Annotated in this window: 21 protein-coding genes and 1 other annotated feature; of the genes, 8 read left to right on the top strand and 13 right to left on the bottom strand. The window is 36.8% G+C overall.

Features of this window, described 5'->3' with window-relative positions; genetic code table 11:
• The first annotated feature begins 127 nt into the window (after positions 1-127).
• Both JOC83_RS06870 and JOC83_RS06875 read left to right on the top strand, forming a co-directional pair.
• Complete coding sequence (locus tag JOC83_RS06870; RefSeq protein WP_205185677.1) at positions 128-541, top strand: globin domain-containing protein; 414 nt, start codon at positions 128-130, stop codon at positions 539-541.
• Positions 538-1,413 carry a ClpXP adapter SpxH family protein gene (locus JOC83_RS06875; RefSeq protein WP_205185678.1) on the top strand — a complete coding sequence of 292 codons (876 nt, stop codon included), beginning with the start codon at positions 538-540 and terminating at the stop codon, positions 1,411-1,413. Before JOC83_RS06870 ends, JOC83_RS06875 begins: the two co-directional genes overlap by 4 nt.
• A gap of 632 nt (positions 1,414-2,045) precedes the next feature.
• On the opposite strand, the gene pepF is transcribed toward JOC83_RS06875, so the two are convergent.
• The 4 genes from pepF to mecA all read right to left on the bottom strand — a co-directional run bounded on the left by pepF (position 2,046) and on the right by mecA (position 7,824).
• Complete coding sequence (gene pepF, locus JOC83_RS06880) at positions 2,046-3,866, bottom strand: oligoendopeptidase F (RefSeq protein WP_205185679.1); 1,821 nt, start codon at positions 3,864-3,866, stop codon at positions 2,046-2,048.
• Positions 3,867-4,036: 170 nt separating this feature from the next.
• Positions 4,037-5,206 carry a competence protein CoiA family protein gene (locus JOC83_RS06885; protein ID WP_205185680.1) on the bottom strand — a complete coding sequence of 390 codons (1,170 nt, stop codon included), beginning with the start codon at positions 5,204-5,206 and terminating at the stop codon, positions 4,037-4,039.
• A gap of 176 nt (positions 5,207-5,382) precedes the next feature.
• The gene (cls, locus tag JOC83_RS06890; protein WP_205185682.1) at positions 5,383-6,900 is read right to left on the bottom strand and encodes a cardiolipin synthase; all 1,518 of its coding nucleotides are present in this window, start codon (positions 6,898-6,900) and stop codon (positions 5,383-5,385) included.
• A gap of 246 nt (positions 6,901-7,146) precedes the next feature.
• Positions 7,147-7,824: an adaptor protein MecA gene (gene mecA / locus JOC83_RS06895; protein WP_205185684.1), complete on the bottom strand. Its 678-nt coding sequence runs from the start codon at positions 7,822-7,824 to the stop codon at positions 7,147-7,149.
• A 265-nt stretch (positions 7,825-8,089) separates the two neighbouring features.
• Here mecA and JOC83_RS06900 point away from each other — a divergent pair, with 265 nt between their 5' ends.
• A complete protein-coding gene (locus JOC83_RS06900) occupies positions 8,090-8,752 on the top strand; it encodes a TerC family protein (RefSeq protein WP_205185686.1) in 663 nt (220 codons plus the stop codon).
• Between the two features lie 67 nt (positions 8,753-8,819).
• Here the strand turns inward: JOC83_RS06900 and spxA are convergent, their stop codons facing one another.
• Positions 8,820-9,218 carry a transcriptional regulator SpxA gene (gene spxA, locus JOC83_RS06905; RefSeq protein ID WP_205185688.1) on the bottom strand — a complete coding sequence of 133 codons (399 nt, stop codon included), beginning with the start codon at positions 9,216-9,218 and terminating at the stop codon, positions 8,820-8,822.
• A gap of 540 nt (positions 9,219-9,758) precedes the next feature.
• On the opposite strand from spxA, the gene JOC83_RS06910 reads away from it, so the two are divergent.
• From JOC83_RS06910 to JOC83_RS06920, 3 genes are read left to right on the top strand one after another with little or no spacing between them, the layout of a single operon-like run.
• Positions 9,759-10,958, top strand: coding sequence for an efflux RND transporter periplasmic adaptor subunit (locus JOC83_RS06910; RefSeq protein WP_205185690.1), 1,200 nt, complete (start codon positions 9,759-9,761; stop codon positions 10,956-10,958).
• A 10-nt stretch (positions 10,959-10,968) separates the two neighbouring features.
• The gene (locus tag JOC83_RS06915) at positions 10,969-14,067 is read left to right on the top strand and encodes an efflux RND transporter permease subunit (RefSeq protein ID WP_205185692.1); all 3,099 of its coding nucleotides are present in this window, start codon (positions 10,969-10,971) and stop codon (positions 14,065-14,067) included.
• A 36-nt stretch (positions 14,068-14,103) separates the two neighbouring features.
• Positions 14,104-14,835, top strand: coding sequence for an SGNH/GDSL hydrolase family protein (locus JOC83_RS06920; protein WP_205185694.1), 732 nt, complete (start codon positions 14,104-14,106; stop codon positions 14,833-14,835).
• Between the two features lie 213 nt (positions 14,836-15,048).
• Here JOC83_RS06920 and JOC83_RS06925 read toward each other — a convergent pair whose 3' ends face one another.
• Positions 15,049-15,237 (bottom strand): hypothetical protein, encoded by a 189-nt coding sequence (locus JOC83_RS06925; RefSeq protein WP_239583390.1) that lies wholly within the window; start codon positions 15,235-15,237, stop codon positions 15,049-15,051.
• A gap of 264 nt (positions 15,238-15,501) precedes the next feature.
• Here JOC83_RS06925 and JOC83_RS06930 point away from each other — a divergent pair, with 264 nt between their 5' ends.
• Positions 15,502-16,077, top strand: a complete 576-nt coding sequence (locus JOC83_RS06930; protein ID WP_205185696.1) for a GNAT family N-acetyltransferase — start codon at positions 15,502-15,504, stop codon at positions 16,075-16,077.
• Between the two features lie 258 nt (positions 16,078-16,335).
• Here the strand turns inward: JOC83_RS06930 and JOC83_RS06935 are convergent, their stop codons facing one another.
• The 5 genes from JOC83_RS06935 to JOC83_RS06955 all read right to left on the bottom strand — a co-directional run bounded on the left by JOC83_RS06935 (position 16,336) and on the right by JOC83_RS06955 (position 21,936).
• On the bottom strand, positions 16,336-17,262 hold the full coding sequence (locus tag JOC83_RS06935; protein WP_338038879.1) for an ABC transporter ATP-binding protein: 927 nt from the start codon (positions 17,260-17,262) through the stop codon (positions 16,336-16,338).
• Positions 17,255-18,322: an ABC transporter ATP-binding protein gene (locus tag JOC83_RS06940; protein WP_239583391.1), complete on the bottom strand. Its 1,068-nt coding sequence runs from the start codon at positions 18,320-18,322 to the stop codon at positions 17,255-17,257. Before JOC83_RS06940 ends, JOC83_RS06935 begins: the two co-directional genes overlap by 8 nt.
• Before the next feature lie 13 nt (positions 18,323-18,335).
• Positions 18,336-19,253: an ABC transporter permease gene (locus JOC83_RS06945; RefSeq protein ID WP_205185702.1), complete on the bottom strand. Its 918-nt coding sequence runs from the start codon at positions 19,251-19,253 to the stop codon at positions 18,336-18,338.
• A gap of 3 nt (positions 19,254-19,256) precedes the next feature.
• Positions 19,257-20,192, bottom strand: a complete 936-nt coding sequence (locus tag JOC83_RS06950; RefSeq protein WP_205185703.1) for an ABC transporter permease — start codon at positions 20,190-20,192, stop codon at positions 19,257-19,259.
• A 97-nt stretch (positions 20,193-20,289) separates the two neighbouring features.
• The gene (locus JOC83_RS06955; RefSeq protein ID WP_205185704.1) at positions 20,290-21,936 is read right to left on the bottom strand and encodes a peptide ABC transporter substrate-binding protein; all 1,647 of its coding nucleotides are present in this window, start codon (positions 21,934-21,936) and stop codon (positions 20,290-20,292) included.
• A 568-nt stretch (positions 21,937-22,504) separates the two neighbouring features.
• Positions 22,505-22,739, top strand: a binding site (T-box leader).
• A gap of 62 nt (positions 22,740-22,801) precedes the next feature.
• Here JOC83_RS06955 and trpS point away from each other — a divergent pair.
• On the top strand, positions 22,802-23,788 hold the full coding sequence (gene trpS / locus JOC83_RS06960; protein ID WP_205185705.1) for a tryptophan--tRNA ligase: 987 nt from the start codon (positions 22,802-22,804) through the stop codon (positions 23,786-23,788).
• A 36-nt stretch (positions 23,789-23,824) separates the two neighbouring features.
• Here trpS and JOC83_RS06965 read toward each other — a convergent pair whose 3' ends face one another.
• The gene (locus JOC83_RS06965; protein WP_205185706.1) at positions 23,825-24,574 is read right to left on the bottom strand and encodes a YjbA family protein; all 750 of its coding nucleotides are present in this window, start codon (positions 24,572-24,574) and stop codon (positions 23,825-23,827) included.
• 84 nt (positions 24,575-24,658) lie between these two features.
• The gene (locus tag JOC83_RS06970; protein ID WP_205185707.1) at positions 24,659-24,877 is read right to left on the bottom strand and encodes a YuzI family membrane protein; all 219 of its coding nucleotides are present in this window, start codon (positions 24,875-24,877) and stop codon (positions 24,659-24,661) included.
• Positions 24,878-24,947 lie beyond the last annotated feature (70 nt).

Here is a 24,947-nt window from a genome sequence, read left to right on the forward strand (position 1 = left end):
TACGAGCGAATCGTTTGAGATAACGAATTGACGCTGATAAAATGTAGAAAAGTCATAAAAAATATGACAGCCAATTTTTTACGATTTTAACATCTCTATTCCAATTTCTAAAAAAGGAGTTATCAACATGACAGAGAAACTCTATACACCTTACGATGAACTAGGTGGTGAACACACGATTTCAAAACTTGTTGATGCTTTTTATAAACGAGTTGAATCGCATCCTGATTTAGCACCTATTTTCCCAAACGACTTAACAGAAACAGCTCGAAAACAAAAGCAGTTTCTTACGCAATATCTAGGAGGTCCTTCCCTTTATACAGAAGAACATGGTCATCCCATGCTTCGTGCACGACATTTACCATTTGAGATTACGCCAACTAGAGCAAAAGCCTGGCTTACCTGTATGTACGAAGCAATGGATGAAGTGAATCTTAAAGGTGAAGTACGTGATGAGTTTTATCGTCGCCTCGTGTTAACAGCTCAACATATGATCAATACACCTGAACCGACAACAGATGAGAAAGGAATTTCATATTGAGTACTCAAGAACCGAAGACGCATCATTCTTTATCTCAACTTTGCCAAGGCTCTAACAAGAAGCCACTTGAAATTTATGTATTTATTGACCCACTCTGTCCAGAATGTTGGGCATTAGAACCAATATTAAAAAAGTTACAAATTGAGTATGGTCAATTTTTCACACTAAAACCTGTACTAAGCGGACAGTTAAAGTCATTAAATGCTGGCACACAACGAAAGTTTGAAAGCATTGCTCGTGTTTGGGAAAAGACAGGCAGTCGTTCAGGGATGTCTTGTGATGGAAACCTCTGGCTTGAAAATCCTGTTTCGACTCCATATGCTGCATCCATTGGTATTAAAGCAGCAGGACTTCAAGGAAAAAGACAAGGTATTCGTTTTTTACGAAAGCTTCAGGAAGTATTGTTTCTTGAGAAGCAAAATATTGCAGATGAATTAGTCCTTATCCAATGCGCTGAAGATGTAGGGCTAGATGTCGATGAATTTCGTAAAGATTTACATGCAGAAAGTGCATCAAAAGCGTTTCAATGTGATTTAAAAGTCACGGCAGAGATGGATGTAGATGAAATTCCAACCCTTGTATTTTTTAATGAGAAAGCCGAAGAAGAAGGCATTAAAATTGCAGGTTATTATACGTATGACACCTATGTTCATGTGATTGAGGAAATGTTGGGAGAGGTACCAACACCATCGCCTCCTCCTCACCTTGAATTATTCATGCAGTATTTTAAGTTTGTAGCCTCAAAAGAAGTAGCAGTGGTATATGACATTTCAATTCAAGAAGCAGAAAAAGAACTTAAAAAATTACAACTTAGGCAAGTCGTTGAACAAGTTCCAGTTAAGCACGGTACATTCTGGCGTTACATCAACTAGTCATAAAATAAGCACAAAAAAACCCGGCAAAAGCCGGGTTTTTTTGTTTGTCTTAAGACAACAAGGGGATGGGAGAAATTTTTCACGGTCAAACAAAGGGGTATATGTTTGTTTGTGATAAACTTCACGTTAATAATATAGCAAATCGTGTCGACTTTTGACAAGTCATTTTTTTCACTTTCACAAATTTGTCATATTGAAAGCACTTTCTTTTCAAATCTATCGTTATTGACTTTTTTCTAGTGTTCAAAATATGAATCATCCACTTTTATGCACATACATATAGTACAAACACACCTTTCTTGAAAGGACGATCTATGTGAACTACATTGCACCTTTAATTTGTATCTTTGTTATAGTTATCTCATTTTTTTTCTACTGCTTAGCTTTAATGAAATTGGTACCCTTACTACTAGCTGGACCTGTTATGTTTATCTCCATCTTCATTTCCTTACTTTTGCTGAACAGTAACAATCAATTTAAAGGATTCAAAAAATAAAGGGTTGTGTTACAGGGAGTAAACAACACTCCCTGTAACACAACCCACACCATCTCTTGCCTACAAAAAATACTGCAAAACTTAAATAGACAAGAGCAATATTTTTTGAAAAACTGTTTGTTAATGGACACGCTTATTTTGAAGATAAGAGCTGTTCCATTTCTGCTAGTTTTTCTTCAAATACAGCAAGTGCTTCCTTAATTGGTGTAGCAGTTGTCATGTCTACACCCGCTTTCTTTAACACTTCGATTGGATAATCTGAGCTACCTGCTTTTAAGAAATCAAGATAGCGAGAAACAGCCGGTTCCCCTTCTTCTAGAATTTGTTTACTTAATGCAGCAGCTGCACTGAATCCTGTTGCATATTGATAAACATAATAATTGTAGTAGAAATGCGGAATACGTGCCCACTCTAGCCCAATCTCTTCATCAATTACAATGTTTTCACCAAAGTATTTCTTGTTTAAATCATAATATACTTTTGTTAATAATTCTGGAGTAATCGGCTCACCGTTTTGTGCGCGCACATGAATGTCATGCTCAAACTCAGCAAACATCGTTTGGCGGAACACTGTACCACGGAATCCTTCTAAATAATGATTCAATAAGTACAAGCGTTTCTTTTCATCATCAATTGTTTTTAATAAATAATCATTTAGTAATGCTTCATTGCATGTAGACGCCACTTCCGCTACGAAAATGGAGTAGTCTCCATAAGGATAAGGTTGTGTTTCACGCGTGTAATAACTATGCACAGAATGCCCAAACTCATGAGCAAGTGTGAATAAATTATTTACGTTATCTTGCCAGTTCATTAAGATATACGGGTTTGTTCCATAAGTACCTGATGAATAAGCACCGCTTCGCTTCCCTTTATTTTCATGTACGTCCACCCAACGATTGTCAAATCCTTCGCGCAATACATTTAAGTAGTCTTCTCCTAATGGCTGTAGACCCTTTAATAAGTATTCTTTCGCTTCTTCATAAGGCACTTCCATCTTCGCATCTTTCACTAGTGGTGTGTACAAATCGTACATATGAAGTTCTTCGACGCCTAATACCTTTTTACGTAAATCGACATAACGATGAAGCAGGTGTAAATGATCATTCACTGTGCTTACGAGGTTATCATACACTTCTTCTGGAATATTGTTATTGCTAAGCGCGGCATGACGAGCAGATTTGTAGTTGCGAACACGCGCATTAAAATTATCTTTTTTCACGGTTCCGCTTAGTGTACTAGCAAATGTATTTTTAAATTGCCCATATGTTTGATAAACAGCTTTGAACGCTTCTTCACGCACTCGACGATCTTCACTTTCAAGGAATCGAATGTAGCGTCCATGCGTAATCTCTACATCTTCCCCATTCTCATCTTTAATTTCTGGGAATTCTAAATCAGCGTTGTTTAACATTCCAAACGTATTACTAGAAGCACCTAACACTTCCGAAGCTTCTGCTAATAACGCTTCTTCTGATGCTCCTAGCACGTGTGGACGCTGACGATTAATTTCATCTAACGCATGCTCATATAACTTTAGCTCTTCTTTTTCATTTAAAAATTGTTGAATTTTTTCTTCCTCGATTGCTAAAAGCTCAGGCGTCATAAAAGCTAATGCGCTTGCAATTTGTGTGTACAACGTTTTAATACGATCATCTAGCCCTTGATAAAAAGAATTAGTTGTATCTTGGTCATAACGCATATGTGCATATGTATAAAGCTTACTGACTCTCATCGTTAGCTCATCTTGTTGTTGAAGAGCTTCATACAGTTTCATAGCTGATTCACCAAGTTTTCCTTGATACTGTTCCATTTGTGGAATTAACGCTTTTACTTCTTGAAACTCTCGATCCCACTCGTCGTCTGTTGCGAATATATCTTCTAATCTCCATGTATCTTCTGCTTTAATTTCACTACGAGCCGGTAGTTTTTTAATTGTTGATTGCTCTGTCATCTTGATCCCTCCATTTTCCATCATCTATCACTATATTCTCTGTTTACGTGATAAATCCCTTTCCTATTGCACCGCCCAATGAGAGCACTTTTACTCGATTGGAAAAGTAGCCATAATTAGCCTTATCTTTAATCGTACAAATTTTCTAACTTATTGTCACTTATTTTGCTTCATTCATTCGTCACTTTCCAGTCTGCTTCAAACCTATCATTTGTTAATTCAGGAATCGTATACATTCTTATCACCTTGTATGCTGTATGAGTTACTTTTTTTAACACCTTCATCTGACAAAGTGCGTGTATATATTCTTTTAGCGGTAGAGATAAGTCGGCATCCATTAGAGGAACGTGACGATACTTAATCTCCTTTGTTCGAATACGTTTATTGAAATGATAAAGAAACTGCTGATAAGAAACTGTGCTACCGATACATTTATTCGCTAGTACATCAAGTAAGAGCCACGTTTGCCAAATGCAAGCTGGTGTATCAATAACATACAAAGAAGGGAGCTGAATACCTGCTTCTGAAGGAAAATGCGAAGGAGGAATATGATGATGGTATAAAGTCTCTAAAAAAGACTGCTGAGCTTTGGTGGGATACAACATGTATTGCGTTCGCCATTTCCGCTTTTTTTGAAGCCATTCTTTCTTGAAGTCAACACTCTCCTTTTGTAACATTAATACATCGTGAAAATCGTAGCAATCTAATGGAAGTGTTGTAATGGTTGCAAAACAAATTTGTGGTGAAAATGGATAGAGATGCTGTAGTTTTATAAATAGCTGATCGCTTGGAGAATAGTACAGAAGAAAAGGTGGATGATCTTGAATAGGTTGAGTGACATATTGCCAATCTTGCGGGGAAAGCTTAAACGTATGTTGAGACAAGCGCGTTAATCGCTTCGCTCCTAGTATCCAAATGGGGTGATAATCATGGCTTACATATCCTTGAGTTCGTTTAACAAGCAATTCAGGTGATAAATTTGCACACTGAAACTCAATCGCATACCGCTTCTCACCTATCCTAACAAGTAAATCTGGCCGCTGATTAATCGATGATAAATGTGGCTCTAGCTCCACTGTTTTATAAAGTGAAAGCCACTCATAAAGCTGCTGCTTCCCTTGCAAATGATACGCTGTCTCTCCTTCATGATTCGCATAGCACGATTGCGATTTTAAATGAGCAAAATGTGGAGCTGTTTTCGTTCCTACCTTTAATTGAACAGGCTTATGACAGCTCGGACAAAAAAATTCTGTGACCTTTCGTAGTTCTTTCAAATAGGTAGGCATAAATCGAGCAGCTAATGAAAAAAGCTGACCATCTGCCTTTTTAGCAACTAGCACTGACTGTCGTCTCCCTTCTATATAAATTGAATCAATCTCTCCTCCATATTCGACACCTTTTTCGTTATTCCTCTTCTAAAGGAAGAGAGCTTTCACAAAAAGGCTTTAGAAAAATGACAAAAAGAAAAAGTGAAACTAAAAGCTAGACGATTGCTTTTGATTCCACTTTTTCTTCCTTATAATAATGGTGATAACAATCTTGAAGTAGATTCAAAAATGCGTTGAATAAGCGGTCGCTTTTCAAAATCATCTAAGTGCAGCGCAGTGGCGTGTTCTAAGTCTCGAGTATATTCGTTTACAAGTTTTTGCGCACTGCTTGTTTGATATAAAAATGCATTTACTTCAAAATTTAAATGGAAGCTTCGCATGTCCATATTAGCCGTTCCAATGGATGCAAGCTCTTTATCAACAATGACAATTTTACTGTGCATAAACCCTTTTTCATATTCGTAAATGTTTACACCCGCTTTTAACATTTCAGGAAAATACGATCGTGACGCATGATAAACAATTTTTTTATCTGGTTTCTTTGGTACCAGTAGTCGAACATCTACTCCACTTAATGCTGCGACTTTTAACGCTGTAAAGATATCTTCATCTGGAATAAAGTAAGGTGAAGCAATCCAAATCGATTCTTTCGCTGAGGTAATCATTGAAAAGAATAAATGCTTAATCACTTCCCATTCACGATCTGGACCTCCTGCAATCATTTGAACACCGCCGCAATTTTCTACGTTAATATCAATTAAATCTGGTGACAAATACATTTGCGTTAACAGTGTCTGACCTGTCATATAGTACCAGTCTTGTAAAAAAATCAATTGAAGCGATCGCACACCCTCTCCTCTTACTACTAAATGTGTGTCGCGCCAAAAACCAAAATGACGACTCTCACCTAAATATTCGTCACCTATGTTTAGGCCCCCTACAAATCCAATCGTACCATCAATGACAATAATTTTACGGTGATTCCGAAAGTTAATTTTATTATTTAAGAAAGCTAAGCGAACAGGTAAAAATGGGACCATCTCTACTCCAGCTTCCTGCAGTTCTTCTACGTACTTTTTCGGAAGTTGTAAGCTTCCTACCGCATCATACAAAAATCGTACATAAATTCCCTCTTTTGCTTTTTTAATTAACATTTCTTTTATGCGACGCCCTAAATTATCATCACGAACGATATAATACTCCAAATGAATGTGGTGGCGAGCGTGCTTTAATGCCTCCATAATCTCATCAAATGTTTCTTTACCATCTGTTAAAGCTTTTGTTTCAGTAGCAAAGGAGATGGGACTTTTGCCAATTTTACGAGCAAGGCGAAATAAATGACGATAACGCTCGCCCATCTTCTCGAGGTCATCATCGAGCTTTCGTTGATCTCCTTCAATCTTCAATAGAACCTGCTGATCTAATTTTGCTTTTTTTTCAAAAAGTCGACGTTTACGTACATTTCGTCCAAATAATAAATAAAAGAAAAATCCGATAACAGGAAAGCTTCCAAGAACGATAAGCCATGTTAATGTCTGTGTAGGATGACGATTCTCAAGTGAGATAACTAATCCAATAAACACGACACTAATCGTCATAAGGATACTTAGAGTCCCAATGACTTTTCCATCCCAATATCCTTGTGTAAAAAATAAAAGTGCAAATAATCCTAATACAAATACAAGTAGTTGTAATCTGCTTTTCACAGTTTTTCACCTATCCCAGAACATCTTTCGTATTATTTATCCCGATTTTATTAAAAGCAAAACCTTCTTCATAAAAGTTTTCTTTCCATTATGTTTAGTATCTCTATTTATTTTATTTAAAACGACAACTTGTACATTTCATTCTATGCACATAAAGAAGACTGTTCTTATGTAAAAGCTAAAACTTCTCACAAAACCATAACGATTGTATGCGAGAATTAAGCATTTACAGAACAGCCTCTTTATCTATCTTAATGAAAAGTATTGTTTTAGTTGTTTTAATGCATTTTCTTTCATAATTTCTTTGCCGTACTCTTCTAGTCGAGAATTTGTTACCGCTGATTCATGTCCGTATTCTAGGATAATGCTTAAAATATCATCTAGATCTTGTGTTTCATCATGCTCTTCAAGAAACTCTACATATAAGTAGTAATTGCCTTGAAAATGATACACTTCATTTTTAATTTCCTCTAACTGTATACGGTGGCTTAGCGAGATTAGGTCCTCGAAATCTTGGAAGCGAACAACAAATTGCAACGATTCATCGTCTAGGTCGCCTTCTTCTTCATCAGGCTTTTCATTTGACATTTGATGATCTAATAATGCGTCAAGCTTTTCATCAACAGGAATATCAATTTTCTTATTCTCACTAATTGGCACTTCAAATTTTTGACCATCTTTTGACAGTTGTGCTCGCGTGACAATGACTTCAATTCCTTTTTCTAACGCTTGTACTTGAATCCAAAGTGGTCCTTCAGCGATAAACTCTTCTTCTTGATGAATCTCATCCATCATCTCCCAGAAAAGCTCTTCACTACGCTCGCGGTTAAACCATATTTCATTTCGGTCAAACCCTCGCTCTTCTATATCAACATATGTTACATAAAATTTTACTGTATTATCATTAATGCGTTCAATTTCCATCTTCTCACCTCTCCCTTCTAAAAAAGTGAAGGTAACACGGCTTATTTGTTTTCCGTTTACCAGTGGAAAAACAAATGTCCTTCATATTAAAGCAATCTTACATGCACTTCACATATTTGTAAAGTATTCTAACCGAGCGTGTACAAGCATACATTTTCTATATATCTTGTACTGTTATTGTATGACAAAACGATTAAGAAGGTAAACAAAAAAATCTGACACCTTGAAAACTGACAGTACGACTAATGGTTAGGGGGATTTGCAGTTGGATTTGGAATTATTAATGGCGATTTTAATCATTATTAGCATTGATATTGTACTAGGCGGAGACAATGCCATTGTAATCGCATTAGCAAGTCGTAATTTACCTGAAAGTCAGCGAAACAAAGCCATTTTGTTTGGGACAGGACTCGCCGTTGTTGTTAGGATATTACTAACTATTCTAGCTGTTTATTTGCTTACTATTCCATATTTACAACTTATCGGTGGAATTTTATTAGTTATTATTGCGTTGAAGCTATTAATTAGTAACGATGACGACACAACACATATTCGTCCTAGTGTTTCATTAAGTGCTGCTGTTAAAACCATTGTGTTTGCAGATGTTGTCATGGGACTAGATAATGTCATTGCTGTAGCAGGAGCTGCTCATGGTAACATTTTACTTGTGATGATTGGGCTTCTTGTATCTGTTCCAATTATTATTTGGGGAAGCAAACTCATCTTATATTTATTAGAACGTTTTCCTCTATTAGTATATGTTGGATCTAGCATATTGGCATACACAGCGGGAAATATGATCATACATGAGCAACGTTTATCCTTTTTTTATGAGCAATATCCTCTGCTAAAAGCAAGTCTTCCTTTTATCGTCATTGCGTTTGTTCTAATTATTGGCCGTCTCTTCTCGATGTTTAAAGGAAAATAAGTGAATAGAAAAGCCTTCTCCTCAAATGAGTGAAGGCTTTTCTTTTTATAATAATGGTTTTACCTATTTATCCGTTTACAAGGCGTTGTGCTTCTCGTAATTGGAACGTACGAACTTTTCTCGGTAAGAAACGACGAATTTCATCTTCGTTATAACCTACTTGTAGACGCTTCTCATCAATGATGATTGGACGACGTAATAGCCCTGGGTTTTGCTGAATTAACTCATACAAATCTTGTAAAGGCATTGCATCGACTTGAACATCTAGCTTTTGGAACGTTTTTGAGCGAGTTGAAATGATTTCATCCGTCCCATCTTCTGTCATGCGTAAAATCTCTTTTATTTCATCAATCGATAACGGCTCAGAAAAAATATTTCTTTCTACGTACGGAATGCTATTCTCTTCTAACCAAGCTTTTGCTTTACGACAAGATGTACAACTTGGTGATGTATATAATGTAACCATGAATTACTTCACTCCCTCTATATAAGATAAGTGGTACGTAACACAAAAAAACATGAAATAAAAAAATAGTTGCTTTATACTAAAAATGAAGGTTTATCAATCGTTAGTTTTATTGATAATGAAAATCGATACTACTTTATAATTAATTTAATAAAATAATATCTACAGGCATTATACTATAAAGTGAATCGGAATGATATAGTTTTTCAAAAACCAAACACATATTCTAAGTTTCTTACATGTAAGACTCTTTCTTTGTGTATTTACCACATCAATAATACGGATAAACCTCCAATTTAGTTTCACTTTTTCGTTAAATTTTTTTATTTTTTTATGTTGGCTCTTTTTGAGCAGATAGTTGTTTTGAGAGTGGCTTTTAAAGGATACTTGTTGAATGGAGATTCAGCACACGTAAGTTTATTCAAGCGTGACAAAGCATTAAAAACGATGCTTGCTTTTTAATGACTTTTTTTCAAAAAGAAAGGTCGTTGAGTACAATTTTATCATTTGTAAAACATACATAGAGAGGTGACATCATTTATGAAAATTATCAAAATTACAGCTGCTCTTCTTCTTTTAACAGCATGTGCTCCGAAAGAAATTACGACTCAAGATACGAAAAATAATGAGATAGTCGTGGACACAGAGCAAGCGAAAAAAAGTAATCTCGTCAATACAACGGAGCTTTCAGGTATAGCAATGCCAGACAAACAAGTTCCAATTGTTGCTCCTACACCATTAGAAGTAGAAAAGGTGCATGTATCAATTGGAGATGAAGTAAAAAAAGGAGATTTACTCGTCTCACTCGATGCCTCAAATGCAACGACACAGCTACGTGAAGCGAAGCAAGTACAAGCTGATCTTAATAAAGCTGTAAAAGAAGCAGAATCAGCAACTTCTTCTAACACCAGTCAAACTGATTTGGACAAGCTACAAACAGAACTAAATGAATCCATGGAAAAATCGCAAGCATTATTAGAAGGAACTCAAACAGGTGCTGTAACACCACTTGATTTAATGCAAAGTAGTCTAGATGTAACGTTAAAACAAGCAAGAGTAGCGCAACAATCATTGAGTCAACTTGTCCCAACTCCCGATATGCTGCCACAACTGAAGCAACAGCAGCAGCAAGCAAATCAAGCAGTCGCGCAAGCAGAGCAATTGGTAAAAGCAACGAGACTGACTGCTCCAATCAACGGAATAGTAGCTGAGGTTGGCATTGTAGAAGGTGGAATGGCTGCACCAAATATTCCTGTTGTCACAATTGTGGACCAACGTGACATCGCTGCTACATTCCAAGTGAATAGTTATCAGATTTCCCAATTAAAAAGTGGAAACAATGCAATTGTGAAATTTGATGGGATTAATCAAGAGTTCCCTTCAACCATTAATACTGTTTCACCAACAGCCGATCCACAAACGAATTTATTTACTGTTAAAATTCCTGTTAGCAATGAGCAAAATCTCATTAAAGGTGGAATGAAGGCAACAGCGATGGTTACCATTGATTCCATTTCAGGTGCACTTGTGATACCTAAAGAATCCATTTTATATGAAGAAAATAAACCTTACGTGTTCGTCGCAAAAGATGATCGTGTAGCTCGCACACCCATTTCACTAGGCTTTTCAAGCGGTGATGTGTATCAAGTCGTTGAAGGTTTAGCTGAAAATGATGTCATTGTAACAAACGGAAAAGAGCGTTTAAAAGACGGTGACACAATTAAAGAGCGGAAAGAGTGATGAAAGCAGCATGAAAATTGTAAAACTGTCCGTATTAAGGCCAATTGCGATGTCAATGGTCATTCTCTTCCTCCTTATTTTAGGTGGAGTGAGCGTTCGTAATATGCCTGTTGATTTATTTCCAGAGCTAACGTTCCCAGTTGCCGCGGTAACAGCTACATACGATGGAGCTGGTCCACAGGAAATCGAGAACTTACTAGCCAAGCCGCTTGAGAACTCTATGAGTACCATTCCAAATGTTGAAAGCGTCACTTCTATTTCTCAAAACGGAGGCCTTCTGGTGCTCGTCTCGTTTAATTGGGGAACAGACATGGATTTTGCGACCCTCAGTATGCGAGAGCGAGTCGACATGGCAAGAGAAGCATTACCAGAAGGTGTTTCTCTTCCACGTGTTATGCGATTCGATCCAAGTGACTTACCAATTGTCCAATTAGCCATTACAGATAAGAATGGAAACTTAGCAGATGTTAAGCGGATTGCTGAAGAAGATATTAAGCCTGCTCTTGACGGATTAGAGGGCGTAGCTTCTGTCGGGATTTCTGGAGGACAAAGTGAAGAAATACAGCTCACTATTGATCCACAAAAATTAACTGCTTATGGCTTAACTCTACAGGATTTACAACAAATTATAGGATCAGAAAACGTGAACCTACCGGCTGGGAGCGTAACCGATCAAAATCAAAGTTTGCCAATTCGAGTGACCGGAGAATTCTCATCTATTGAAGAACTGTCATCGCTACCAATTCCGACTCCTTCTGGCGTTATTTCACTAGAGAATCTAAGTAACATTGAAGAAACATATGCAGATGCAAATCAACTTAGTTACCTAAATGGTACACCTGCAGTTGGAGTTTCTATATTAAAGCAATCTGGCTCAAATACAGTCTCTGTTGCTAGAAATATTGAGAAAAAGCTAGATGAACTAGAGTCTCAGCTACCAAACGATTTAAAAGTTGATGTTATTTTTGATCAAAGTCAATTTATTAATCAATCTATTAAAGCGGTAGCTTCTAATATGGTTGTTGGAAGCTTATTAGCATCAATCATTCTATACTTATTTTTGCGAAACTTACGCAGTACATTAATTATTGGGTTTGCAATCCCTATTTCAATCGTAACCACGTTTATTTTTATGTATTTTAGTGGTCAAACACTGAATCTTTTAACACTAGGTGGACTTGCTCTTGGAATTGGAATGATGGTGGATAATGCCATTGTCATTCTCGAAAACATCTACCGTATGCGTAACCAAGGATTATCGAAAAGAGAAGCTGCTATTAAAGGAACCGGACAAGTAGGGACTGCTATTATCGCATCAACCTTAACAACCGTTGTTGTCTTCTTGCCAATCGTGTTCGTTGAAGGTCTAGCTGCTCAACTATTTAAGCCTCTAGCTCTTGTTATTTCCTTTTCACTACTTGCATCATTGTTTACAGCTTTAATTATCGTACCTTTGTTTTCCTCTCTCTTCTTAAAATTAAACAAAGAAGACTTTATCGATATTGAAGCTGAAAATGAGTACGGAGATTCAAAAGAAAAGTTTTCAAAGCTACGATTGCGCTATCGAAATGTATTAGAAAAAGCATTACAGCATCCAAAGAAGACCATTGGCATTGTCGTGGCTGCTTTTTTACTTTCGTTTGCTGGTATTCCATTTATCGGTACAGAGTTCTTACCTGCACAAGACCAAAGCTATATTTCAGTTTCAACAGAGCTTCCAGAAGGAACGTCGCTTGATGCCACATATGATACATCAGAAGAGATAAGAGAGCTTTTAAGTAATATAAAAGAGATTGATCTACTCTATGTGACAGTGGGAGGCTCAAATAACTTCTCTCCTAGTGCAGGTGCTCAAACAAACCGAGCTAATTATGACATTTTATTAAACCCTGTCAGTGAACGAACACGCTCAGATAAAGAAGTGGCTGAGGAAATTCGAACACGATTAGCAGAGATTCCAAATATCGATGCTAGTGTGTCAGGAGGGGATTCAGGCTTTTCAGGTGATCCTATTTCCTTATCTTTAACAGGTCCTGATATTGATGTCCTTTCTGATTTAGCTGATGAAACTGTTGAGATTATTTCAACAGTGGATGGTGCTCGCGAACCAGAATCAAGCTTCACAAATGGAAATCCTGAAGTTGTCATTAACATTGATCGTGAAAAAGCTTCGCAGTACGGAATCGGCAGTGCCCAAATTGCACGAACTGTTTCTGAAGCGACTAAAGGTGTTGTAGCAACTCGGATTGCACGACAAGGTGAAGAATTAGATGTTCGTCTTCAACTTGAGAATCGATATACATCTTCTACTGAAGAGCTTGAGAATTTATTAATTAAATCACCTACAGGGACAACTGTTCCCCTACAAGCAGTTGCTGAAATCTCTCGCGGTCAAGGGCCATCACAAATTACACGAAAAGATCGCCTTCGAGAAATTAACGTTTCTGCTGATATTATTGGACGAGACCTAGGGAGTGTCACAAAAGATATTGAGAAAGAATTAAAAGAAAATTTATCACTTCCTAATAATCAATATAAAATCACATTTGGTGGACAAAACGAACAAATGAATGATGCGTTTTTTAAACTTTCGCTCGCTCTTGCTTTATCCGTTGTACTCGTATACATGGTCATGGCAGGACAATTTGAGTCATTTTTCTATCCATTTGTAATTATGTTCTCAGTGCCACTGACGTTTATTGGGATTATGTTTGGATTACTTGTGACGATGCAGCCATTAGGTGTGGGCTCATTAGTTGGTGTCTTAATTTTAACAGGGATTGTTGTCAATAATGCGATTGTTTTAATCGACTATCTACAACAGCTGAAAAAAGAGGGATATCCGTTAAAAGAAGCGATTTTAATAGCAGGACCTACTCGCCTTCGTCCTATTTTAATGACAACGTTAACGACCATATTAGGACTCGTTCCATTAACACTAGGAATTGGAGAAGGTACAGAAGTTCAGCAGCCAATGGCCATTGTTATTGTATTCGGCTTAGGGTTTGCTACTCTCATTACCCTTATCTTCATTCCAGTTGTTTATTATTTATTTGAACAACGTCGACTAAGAAAAATTGAAAAAAGAGAGCTTACCATCGAAGAGTAAGTATCCTGAGATCAAAATAAAGGGATTGATGGAGAAATGAAATGGAATCAAGGTATTTTGTTACTAATTTGCTGTATGAGTTTATTCATCGACACCGCTACTAGTCGTGCAGAAGCACCAAATAAATTAACGTATATTGCACTAGGTGACTCCTTAAGTGCTGGAATTGGGGCAAGTGAAGTGGATTACCTTCGCACCCCTGCTTTTGTTCCAAAGTTTGTCACTCACTTACGAAAGACCAACGATGTATACGTTGAAAATCACAGTGTTCCAGGCTTAACTACATCTGGACTTTACTCCTTTTTAACGCAAAATCAAGGAATCCAAACCAAATTAAAGAACGCTAACATCATTTCCATTTCTATTGGGGGAAATGATTTTCTACGAGAAATTCGGTCTAGTGAACAAGTGGATGAAGATAACTTCAAAGCACGCGCTCAAACAATATACGAAGATGTAGCAGCGATTGTGAACTATGTTGAATCCTTGAACAATGATGCAACCATTTTATTGTTTGGTCTTTACTCTCCTTATGGAGATACTCACGAATATCAAGAGGTAAGTCAACTTATTTTAAAAGACTACCATCTCCTTTTACAAACTTTACAAAGTGAGCGTGTCATCGTTATTGATCCGCATGCACCGTTTATTGGAAAAGAAGTGCAGCTTACCCATATAGAAGACAATGATATTCATCCAAACGATGAAGGTTATGATATTTTAGCAAACCTATTAATTAAAGCCTATGAAAAAGAGGCTGGGAGATAAGTGAGCAAAACAAATGAGGATTTACATGTAACATCCCTTGGCCCTCTATCCATTAATGTTACTGGATTTTGGGGTCAAGGGATGTTACGGGCTGAGCCAAACAGGGTGTTCGTTCCCCCTTTTGTCTCAGCTCCTTTTATTATTTAAGATGACTTGTTGAGTTTAGATAGTGATCGTGCTTTTGCTAGTTGTTAAGAATATTGAAAGAACCTGTTACTTAGGTTTTCCACCGACTTGCCTCCACCCAAGCTGAGTGCGATTAGAGTGTTCAACATGTTCATTTTGTTTTTTACCTTTTATGAACTTTTCTCCTATACCATTTGCAATGACACCCATTAATGCTGTACCACCAATAATGAAAATAGCCACTAACAAAAAGTCTATGACATACCCGCCTATCATCTTCAACCCCCTTTTAGTCACTACCTTTTCAATCTTTCCTTAATGATTTTGACAGAAAGATATTTTTTCCTTCTTAACAATTTTTTTCAAAACATATGTTTAAACGTGTATAATAAAGGGTAAGTAATACTTGGACTATAAAAAATCTATGCAAAAAGCACCTCTATTCTTTCCCTTCCCTATCCACTAATTGTTATAAAAAAACCCTTATTGACAGATAGTAAAGATAGCTTTTTGTTAATCCGAAAATTTAAGGAGGACAAAATGAACTGGTACGAAAAATTAAGCAAATACTTTCCAATTGAAGAATTAAAATCAAAAGAGCACATTGAAGCTTTACTGAAAGAACGTGGAGATATTTATCATAAAGATGAAGGGCCTCATCATGTTCTAATGTATGTAGAGACTGACGATTTTATTTTTGTAGACTATTTATTTGTTTCAAAAGAATCACGAGGTCAAGGACTTGGTAAAAAGCTCATGGATAAACTGAAAGAAAAGCAAAAGCCAATTATTTTAGAAGTAGAGCCTGTTGACTATGAAGATACAGACACTGAAAAGCGTTTGCGTTTTTATAAGCGTCTCGGGTTCGCTCATGCCCAATCAATCGGTTACCGCCGACGCTCTCTTGCAACAAATGAAATCAATCAAATGGAGATTTTATATTGGTCACCTACTGAAGAGTCTGAAGAAAGTATTCTTGAGAGCATGAAAAAAACATATGAAATGATTCATACGTATAAAGACAAAGAATGGTATGGTAAATCATATTTGCCAGCAGATGACGTGTTAAAGCTTGAAAAAGACCGCGATGAAGGTGACATTTTAGCTGATATTTAATAAACAAAAAGCGATGCATTTTTAAATGTGTCGCTTTTTTGAATGCTTTGCCTATTTGTTGATTACCTTTCATAATTATAGTACATTTTACCTCATCTATTTCATATTTCAGAAAATTTATAATAGTATTTTTTAGCACTTTCTTGTATAATGACTTTAACGCATTAATGTCACACGTCCTAACATATAATTAGCTGATGAGCAGATGTTTAATTGCTTTTAAAAAAAGAAAACGACCTCGTTATGAGATCGTTTCGTCTATTTAGTCATTTGCTTGAATTCTGCTTCTGAACAAGATACATAGTGCCCTGGTGTTACTTCACGTAACTGTGGCTCTTCTCCATTGTAGTTATGTTCGTTCGCATCATACACTTGACGTGTTCTTGTACGTTCAGTATCAGGGTCTGGTAACGGAATTGCTGATAGCAATGCTTTTGTATACGGATGAAGAGGATTGCGATACAACTCTTCACTTGTTGCAAGTTCTACGATTTTCCCGCGGTACATAACTCCAATACGATCACTAATGTACTTAACCATGGATAAATCATGCGCGATGAACAAATATGTTAATCCATGTTCACGTTGCAATTTCTTCATTAAGTTAACAACCTGTGCTTGAATCGACACGTCTAAAGCTGAAATTGGTTCATCAGCAATGATGAAATCTGGTTCTACGGCTAAAGCACGTGCAATACCAATACGTTGGCGTTGACCACCACTAAATTCATGTGGATAACGGTTCGCATGCTCGCGATTCAAACCAACTGTTTCAAGTAATGAATACACTTTGTTCATACGCTCTTGTTTTGTTTTAGCTAAACCGTGAATATCGATACCTTCTGCAATAATGTCAGCAACAGTCATACGAGGATTTAACGATGCATATGGATCTTGGAAAATCATTTGCATTTTACGATTAAATTTCTTTAACTCTGCTTTTGATTTACGTCCGTGAACATTTTCACCGTTAAAAAGAACTTCTCCGTCTGTTGCGTCGTAAAGGCGAATGATGGTACGTCCTGTCGTTGACTTACCACAACCAGATTCACCAACAAGACCTAATGTTTCACCTTTATAGATGTCGAATGTCAGACCATCTACAGCTTTGATAACTCCTTTTCCTGTATCAAAATGCTGCTTTAGGTTTTTAATTTCAAGTAGTTTTTCTGCCATCTTATTCACCTTCCTTCGCCAATACCGGTTTTGCATAAGTGTTTGCTAGTTGGCGCATGCGACGTTTCACTGATTCTGGTGGCTCTACTTTTGGTGCATCTGGATGCAACAACCAAGTTTTTGCATAATGTGTATCTGACACTTTAAACATTGGTGGCTCTTGTTCAAAATCAATTTTCATTGCATATGGATTACGTGCTGCAAACGCATCGCCTTTAGGTGGATTCGTTAAATCAGGCGGTGTACCTGGAATGGCAGCTAATTCTTCTTTTGAATCATTATCAAGACTTGGCATAGAAGCAAGTAAGCCCCATGTATACGGATGTTGTGGATTATAGAAGATTTCATCTACTGTACCCGTTTCAACAATTTGGCCTGCATACATAACCGCTACACGGTCTGCTACATTGGCTACAACACCTAGGTCATGCGTGATAAAGATGATAGCTGTATCCATCTTCTTCTGCAATTCTTTCATAAGCTCTAAAATTTGCGCCTGGATGGTTACGTCTAATGCTGTTGTTGGCTCATCTGCAATTAACAGCTTTGGATTAGATGCAAGGGCAATCGCAATCATAACACGTTGTCTCATTCCACCACTAAACTCATGTGGGTATTGATTCACACGTTGTTCAGGGAATGGAATCCCTACTAATTCTAATAACTCAACTGCACGCTCTTTTGCTTGTGCTTTTGACATATTTAAATGCTTAATGAGTACTTCTGTAATCTGATTGCCAACTTTCATCGTTGGATTCAATGATGTCATTGGATCTTGGAAAATCATTCCGATGTCTTTACCTCGGATTTGTTCCATTTGTTTATCTGTCTTTTTAACGATATCGTCACCGTCAAATAAAATTTGGCCGTTTGCAATTTTACCTGGAGGCATTGGAATTAAGCGCATAATCGTTTGAGATGTCACACTTTTTCCTGAACCTGATTCCCCAACGATGGCTAGAGTTTCACCTTTATTTAAGTGAAAGTTAACACCACGAACAGCTTTTACTTCTCCGCCATACGTTTGGAATGAGACTTCTAAGTCTTTTACTTCTAATAAACGTTCCATGTTTCTCACTCCTTTATTTGCGTAGTCTTGGATCTAACGCATCACGTAGTCCATCACCGATTACGTTAAACGCAAAAATAGTTAAACAAATAAATGTTGCAGGGAAGAATATACGCCACGGATAGTATTTTAATGCTGGCAGTCCGTCAGAAGCCATTGTTCCCCAACTTGCAAGCGGTGCTGGTACACCTAAACCTAAGTAACTTAAGAATGATTCTGTAAAGATTGCTGATGGAATCGTTAATGTCATTGTAACTAAAATAGGACCCATTGCATTTGGTACTAAGTGTTTCATTAAGATTCTTGATGTGTTAGCTCCTAGAGTTTGAGCTGCTAATACATACTCTTGATTCTTTAATTGAAGAATTTGTCCACGAACAATACGAGCCATGTTAATCCAACCTGTAATTGTCATAGCTAGAATCATCGTTCCTAAACCTTGATCTAATACAACCATTAATAAGATAACAAGTAATAAATATGGAACACCCCATAAAATATCAGCAAAACGCATCATATATTCATCAGTACGACCGCCACGGTATCCGGCAATACTTCCCCATAAAACACCGATGAATAAGTCAATTAGGGCTGCTGAGATACCAATGAATAAAGAAATACGCGCACCTTCCCATGTTCTTGTAAACATGTCACGTCCTAAATCATCTGTACCAAACCAATGATCAACTGAAGGTGGTTGGTTTGAATTTAACAAATCATTTGTCTTGTAATCGTATGGTGTCATCATCGGACCAAAGATGGCCATGAACACAAGAAGAACGAGTAAAACGATTCCAAACATTGCTAGCTTATTTTTACGAAAACGAATCGTTACATCTTTCCAAAAAGATAAACTTGGTTTTGATATTCTTTCAGCTTCACGTGCATCAATAGAAGCTGGCTCAAACATATTTTTAGGGATCTGTTGCATCCTTTACTCTCCCTTCTTTCCGCCAGTTAGCTTGATTCGTGGATCAATTAATCCGTATAAAATATCAACAATTAAAATGGATACAAGAAGTAAAATACTATAGAACACTGTTACACCCATAATAACTGTGTAGTCACGGTTTGTAATACTCGTTACAAAGTGAGCACCTAATCCAGGAATACCAAAGATTTTTTCAATAACAAAACTTCCTGTTAAGATCCCTGCTGTTAAAGGACCCATGTATGAGACAACTGGTAACATTGCGTTACGAATTGCATGTTTTACTGTAATAACAGGCTTACTTAAACCTTTTGCTTTAGCTGTTTTAATGTAATCGTTGCTTAATACCTCTAACATACTTGAGCGAGTTAAACGCGCAATAAATGCCATTGGTGTAGAAGCTAATGCTAAAGCTGGTAAGACGGTATGAGCCCAAGACTCCCAACGAGCTACCGGGAATAAGCCTAGCTTAATTGCTAAGAAATATTGTAAAACAGTCGCCATGATAAAGCTTGGAACCGAGATTCCTAATACTGCTACAATCATCGCAGAGTAATCAGGCCATCTATTATGGTTTAATGATGCAATTACACCTAATAATACACCGATTGCTAAGGCTAAGAAGATTGCTTCCATCCCTAACATAAATGACACTGGAAAACCATCGCTAATTAAGTCATTTACCGTTTGTCCTTTATATTTAAACGAAGGACCGAAATCCCATTTTACAATGGATGTTAAGTAATCAAAATACTGACCATACCACGGCTTGTCTAATCCATAGTATGCATTTAGATTTGCTTCGATTTCTGGAGGAAGCTTTTTCTCAGAAGCAAATGGACCTCCAGGTGCTGCTCTCATTAAGAAAAACGTTGCTGTAATAATTAAGAATAGCGAAAGTAGCATGTACAGCAAACGCTTGCCGATATATTTAAGCAAAATAGAACACCTCCATAATTTAACAACTATTCCCCTATTAAGAAGAAAAGTATATGGGGATATCCCCATATACCTTTGTATAAAACAGATTCAACTATTATTCAAAGTGAGCCCATTTTAATTGGATGTCACCAAGAGATGATACAACTACATCTTTTAAGTTATCTTTTTGAACCCAAGCATCTGTGTAGTAATAAATTGGTGAAGCTGGCATTTCATCAATTAGAATTTGCTCTGCTTGTTTCAATAACTCTAGACGCTTCTCTGCATCAACTTCTTGTTGAGATTGAGCAAGTAGCTCTTGGTATTTTGCATTTTCCCAATACGTATTATTGTTACCGCCGTCTTTTTCACGGAATAACTCTAAGAATGTGATTGGATCATTGAAGTCACCAATCCAACCCATACGACCGATTTCGTAGTCACCATTGTGTAACTTGTCGATGTATACATTCCACTCAGAATTATCAAGTGATACTTCTACTTTACCTTCAAACGCTTTTGACCACATATCTTGAATAGCTTGAGCAATCTTTTGATGCCCTTCATCTGTGTTGTAAGAAAGTTTAAGCGTTAATTTGTCCATACCTTTTTCTTCTAAACCTTTAGCTAGAAGTTCTTTTGCTGCTTCTACATCGCCATCTTTGTATAAAGAGTGGCTTTCCTCACCGTAAGCTTGTGGTGGAACCATTGCAGTTGCAGGAACTTGCTCTTGTTTTGTTACATTGTCAATAATCGCTTGACGATCGATTGCATAAGCTAATGCTTTACGGATATTTACGTTGTCTAACCCTTCAACTGTTGTGTTGAATTTGTACATGTAAGTTCCCGTTTTAACTGAGATGTTTAAATCACCTTGGTCTTTTAATTGAGGAATTGCTTCTACTGGAAGAGCACCTGTTGGGTTACCTGCCCAGTCTAATTCACCGTTATCAAACATTGATAATTCAGTGTTGTTATCGTTGATCATAAACATATCAACTTTTGCAAGCTTTACAGAATCTGCATCCCAGTAGTCTGCATTTTTCTCTAATACGATTTTATCGCTGTGTACCCACTCAGTCATTTTGAAAGGACCGTTTGATACATATGCATCTCCTGCATCTGTGTACCACTTGCCATTTTCTTGTGCAATTTTGCTATTAACTGGGTAGTACGTATAGAAAGCTGTTAATTCTAAGAAGTAAGCTGTTGGGTGCTCAAGTGTTACTTCTAATGTTTTTTCATCTACTGCTTTAACACCTACATCATCAGGGCTACCTTCACCTTTATGTGCAGCTTCTCCACCCTTTAAATAGTATAACTGTTCAGCGTAATAAGATTCATTCTTTGCATCTAATACCCATTTCCATGCTGCTTCGAAATCTTGAGCTGTTACAGCATCACCGTTTGTCCATTTTGCATCACGTAGTGTAAATGTGTAAGTTAACCCATCTTCACTTACATCGATTTTTTCAGCCATTGCTTCTTCAGGCTCACCGTCTTTATTAATACGAGTTAATCCCTCGAATGTTTGACGAAGTACAGCACCAGATGTACTGTCGTTTGCTAAACCTGGATGTAATGAGAATGGCTCAGTTTTAATGTTTAAACGAAGTTCTTGTTTCACATCACCGCTACCGCTTCCGCCGTCCTTACCAGCATCTTTAGAATCACTTCCAGATTCATTGTTGAATCCACATGCTGTTAAGAAAAGACTGAACACTAGTAACAAGCTAAAAAGAACAGATAATCTTTTCTTCATGAATGGTTTACCCCCCTAATTTTTTCACTCATATACTTTTCACAACCTACACTTTCTTAACTTCAGAAATAGTCTATCTTCACAAAATAGTCAGTCTTTTTTTCGCGTAGTAGAGAGATAAAGAACAAACTCTATAAATATATCTTCTACTCTATGAAACATAGAATGAAACATGGACACTTGTCTGTGTATGTAATCATGCTGTAGAAGATGCGAAAGAGCTACAAAACTATTGTAGCAAAACACTTTCTATTTTATTTTTTCTGAAAAATTAAGATGTTGTAACATATTTGTAAAAAATATATGAACTACGACTATTATAAATAGTTTAAAAATTTATTGCAATACTATTTATGAAATTTGATTTTGTAGACTTCTGTAGAGTGTTGTCTACTAGATACAGTATTGTCCTCTCTAGAAGTACAAATTTCCATGTTAAATAGATGTTGCAATTTGATTACAAAAACTATATCACAAATTGTCGAATTTGCAAATATAAATTTTCTATTCACTGTTTTCATTTTTTTGATGAACGGATATAATAGAGTATAAAAACAAAAATTTTATTACGTAAGCGATGATAAAGAATAGTACATACTTTTAGCAAATTTCAGAGAGTTTGTGGTTGGTGTAAACAAACATTTGCTAGTATGGAATGGACTTTGGAGCTTTCAAGTGCAAAGCTTGAACGTTTGTTATACGTTACATGACACATAATGTCTATTCATTATGACTTAAGAGATTTCACATTTTATGGAATGTTGAAATAAATAGGGTGGCAACGCGGTCCATTCGTCCCTAACAATTGTTAGAGGATGAGTGGGCTTTTTTTATTGCCTCAAAAAAAGAAAGGAAGATTCTCTTTATGAAAACTATTTTTTCGGGTATTCAACCGAGCGGAACCATTACACTTGGTAATTACATTGGTGCTATGAAGCAATTTGTGGAGCTTCAAAATGATTACAACTGTTATTTCTGCATTGTCGATCAACACGCCATTACTGTTCCACAAGATCGACTGCAGCTACGTAAAAACATTCGTAGCCTCGCTGCTTTATATATCGCAGTTGGCATCGATCCAACAAAATCTACGCTATTTATTCAATCAGAAGTTCCAGCTCACACTGAAGCTGGATGGATGTTACAGTGTGTTTCTTACATTGGTGAGCTTGAACGCATGACACAATTTAAAGATAAATCTGCTGGTAAAGAAGCTGTTTCAGCTGGTTTACTCACTTATCCGCCATTAATGGCAGCCGATATTTTATTGTACCAAACAGATCTTGTGCCAGTTGGCGAAGATCAAAAACAACATTTAGAGCTAACACGCGACTTAGCTGAACGCTTTAACAAAAAATACAATGACATCTTTACCATACCAGAAGTACGCATCCCAAAAGTAGGTGCACGCATTATGTCCCTACAGGAGCCAACGAAAAAGATGAGTAAGTCTGATCCAAACTCAAAAGCATTTATTACGTTACTCGATGATGCTAAAACCATCGAAAAGAAAATCAAAAGCGCTGTAACAGATTCTGAAGGCATTGTAAAATTTGATAAAGAAAACAAACCTGGCGTTTCAAATCTACTAGGTATTTACTCCATTCTAGAAAATAAATCGATTGAAGAGATTGAAGCTATGTATGAAGGAAAAGGCTACGGTGACTTTAAAGCAGATGTAGCAAAAGTAGTTGTGAATGCTTTAGCTCCAATTCAAGAACGCTACTACGAACTACTTGATTCTGAAGAACTGGATGCTATTCTAGATCAAGGCGCTGAAAAAGCGAATGCAGCTGCAAACAAAATGCTGCGAAAAATGCGTAATGCCATGGGTGTTGGCCGAAAACGCTAAAAAAACAAACGACTGCTATTTGCAGTCGTTTGTTTTTTAATTTACCTTTGGTTCTTGCTCAATTTCCCAAAGCTTTTCAAAGAAAGGTTGCCCTTTAATTAAGTTTTCACAAAGCTGTTTATGCTTTGGTGACCATCCTTCTTTTGCTTCTTCAAATAATTCTTGCCATACATCTTCAAAATCCATGTCTTGTATGTAGCTATATCTCTCAGGATTCCACTCTGTATACCAATAGCGAACTTGTGCAGCATTTTTAGATGCATGTAACTGATCGAGTGCCATAAAAAGCAGTTGCTTTAATTGACGCTCTTTTCTTGTTAATCCTGTCATCGTAGCAGGTGCAGGCGATAGAATATGATGTTCCTTCTTCAGTAACTCTTGTTTGCTAAATTCATATTTCGCCATGTCTTGTTCTTGAATCATTTCATACACGAGCTGCTCCTGCCTTGGAATAAGACGGCTTTTTCGAATGGGAATATGATACCCCATCGTGTCAATCGCTAAAATTCCATGTCCATCCGTCACAACAAAGCAATATTCTAGCTGAATACGCTCGTGATTTTTACGAATGTATGCTTTTTGATAAACCTCATTGAGTAATGATTGAGGTAACTCTGACAAATCATTCTCAATGTAATGAAACAATAATGAATCTACCTTTAACAATGGAACTTGATCAAGTAATTCTACACAGTCATCTTTCCGCCACTCGTGAAAGTGGCAAACATTGTAACCATTTTCTTCACCTTCAAACCAATTAACCCAGACATCATGAAGATACAACATTTTCACCCCTCACTTACACACTGTTTATTAAAAATCAGTATAGGCAAAGAAAGGAATTTTTATTCCAAATCATACTATCTATCTTTATCTTTCATTATTTTTTCTCATTTCATTCGGATAATAAATACACACACTACTAACAGCTAGTCCTATGATGAACAAGTAACACTCCGGTCTTGTCCAAACAAACATGAGATAATCTTTATACGTATACCCTGCTGATAGTAAGTTTAAATACATAATCATAATAGTTCCTCCTGAAACAGCAAGTCCAAATCCTATAAGAAATAAGAAGAATCTCATCTTTTATCATCCAACCTACTGTTCATTCTACCCATCAAGACATTCTCCCTTGTCCACCTTTTACTACATC

It is taken from the genome of Priestia iocasae, from assembly GCF_016909075.1.
Taxonomy (GTDB): Bacteria; Bacillota; Bacilli; order Bacillales; family Bacillaceae_H; genus Priestia; species Priestia iocasae.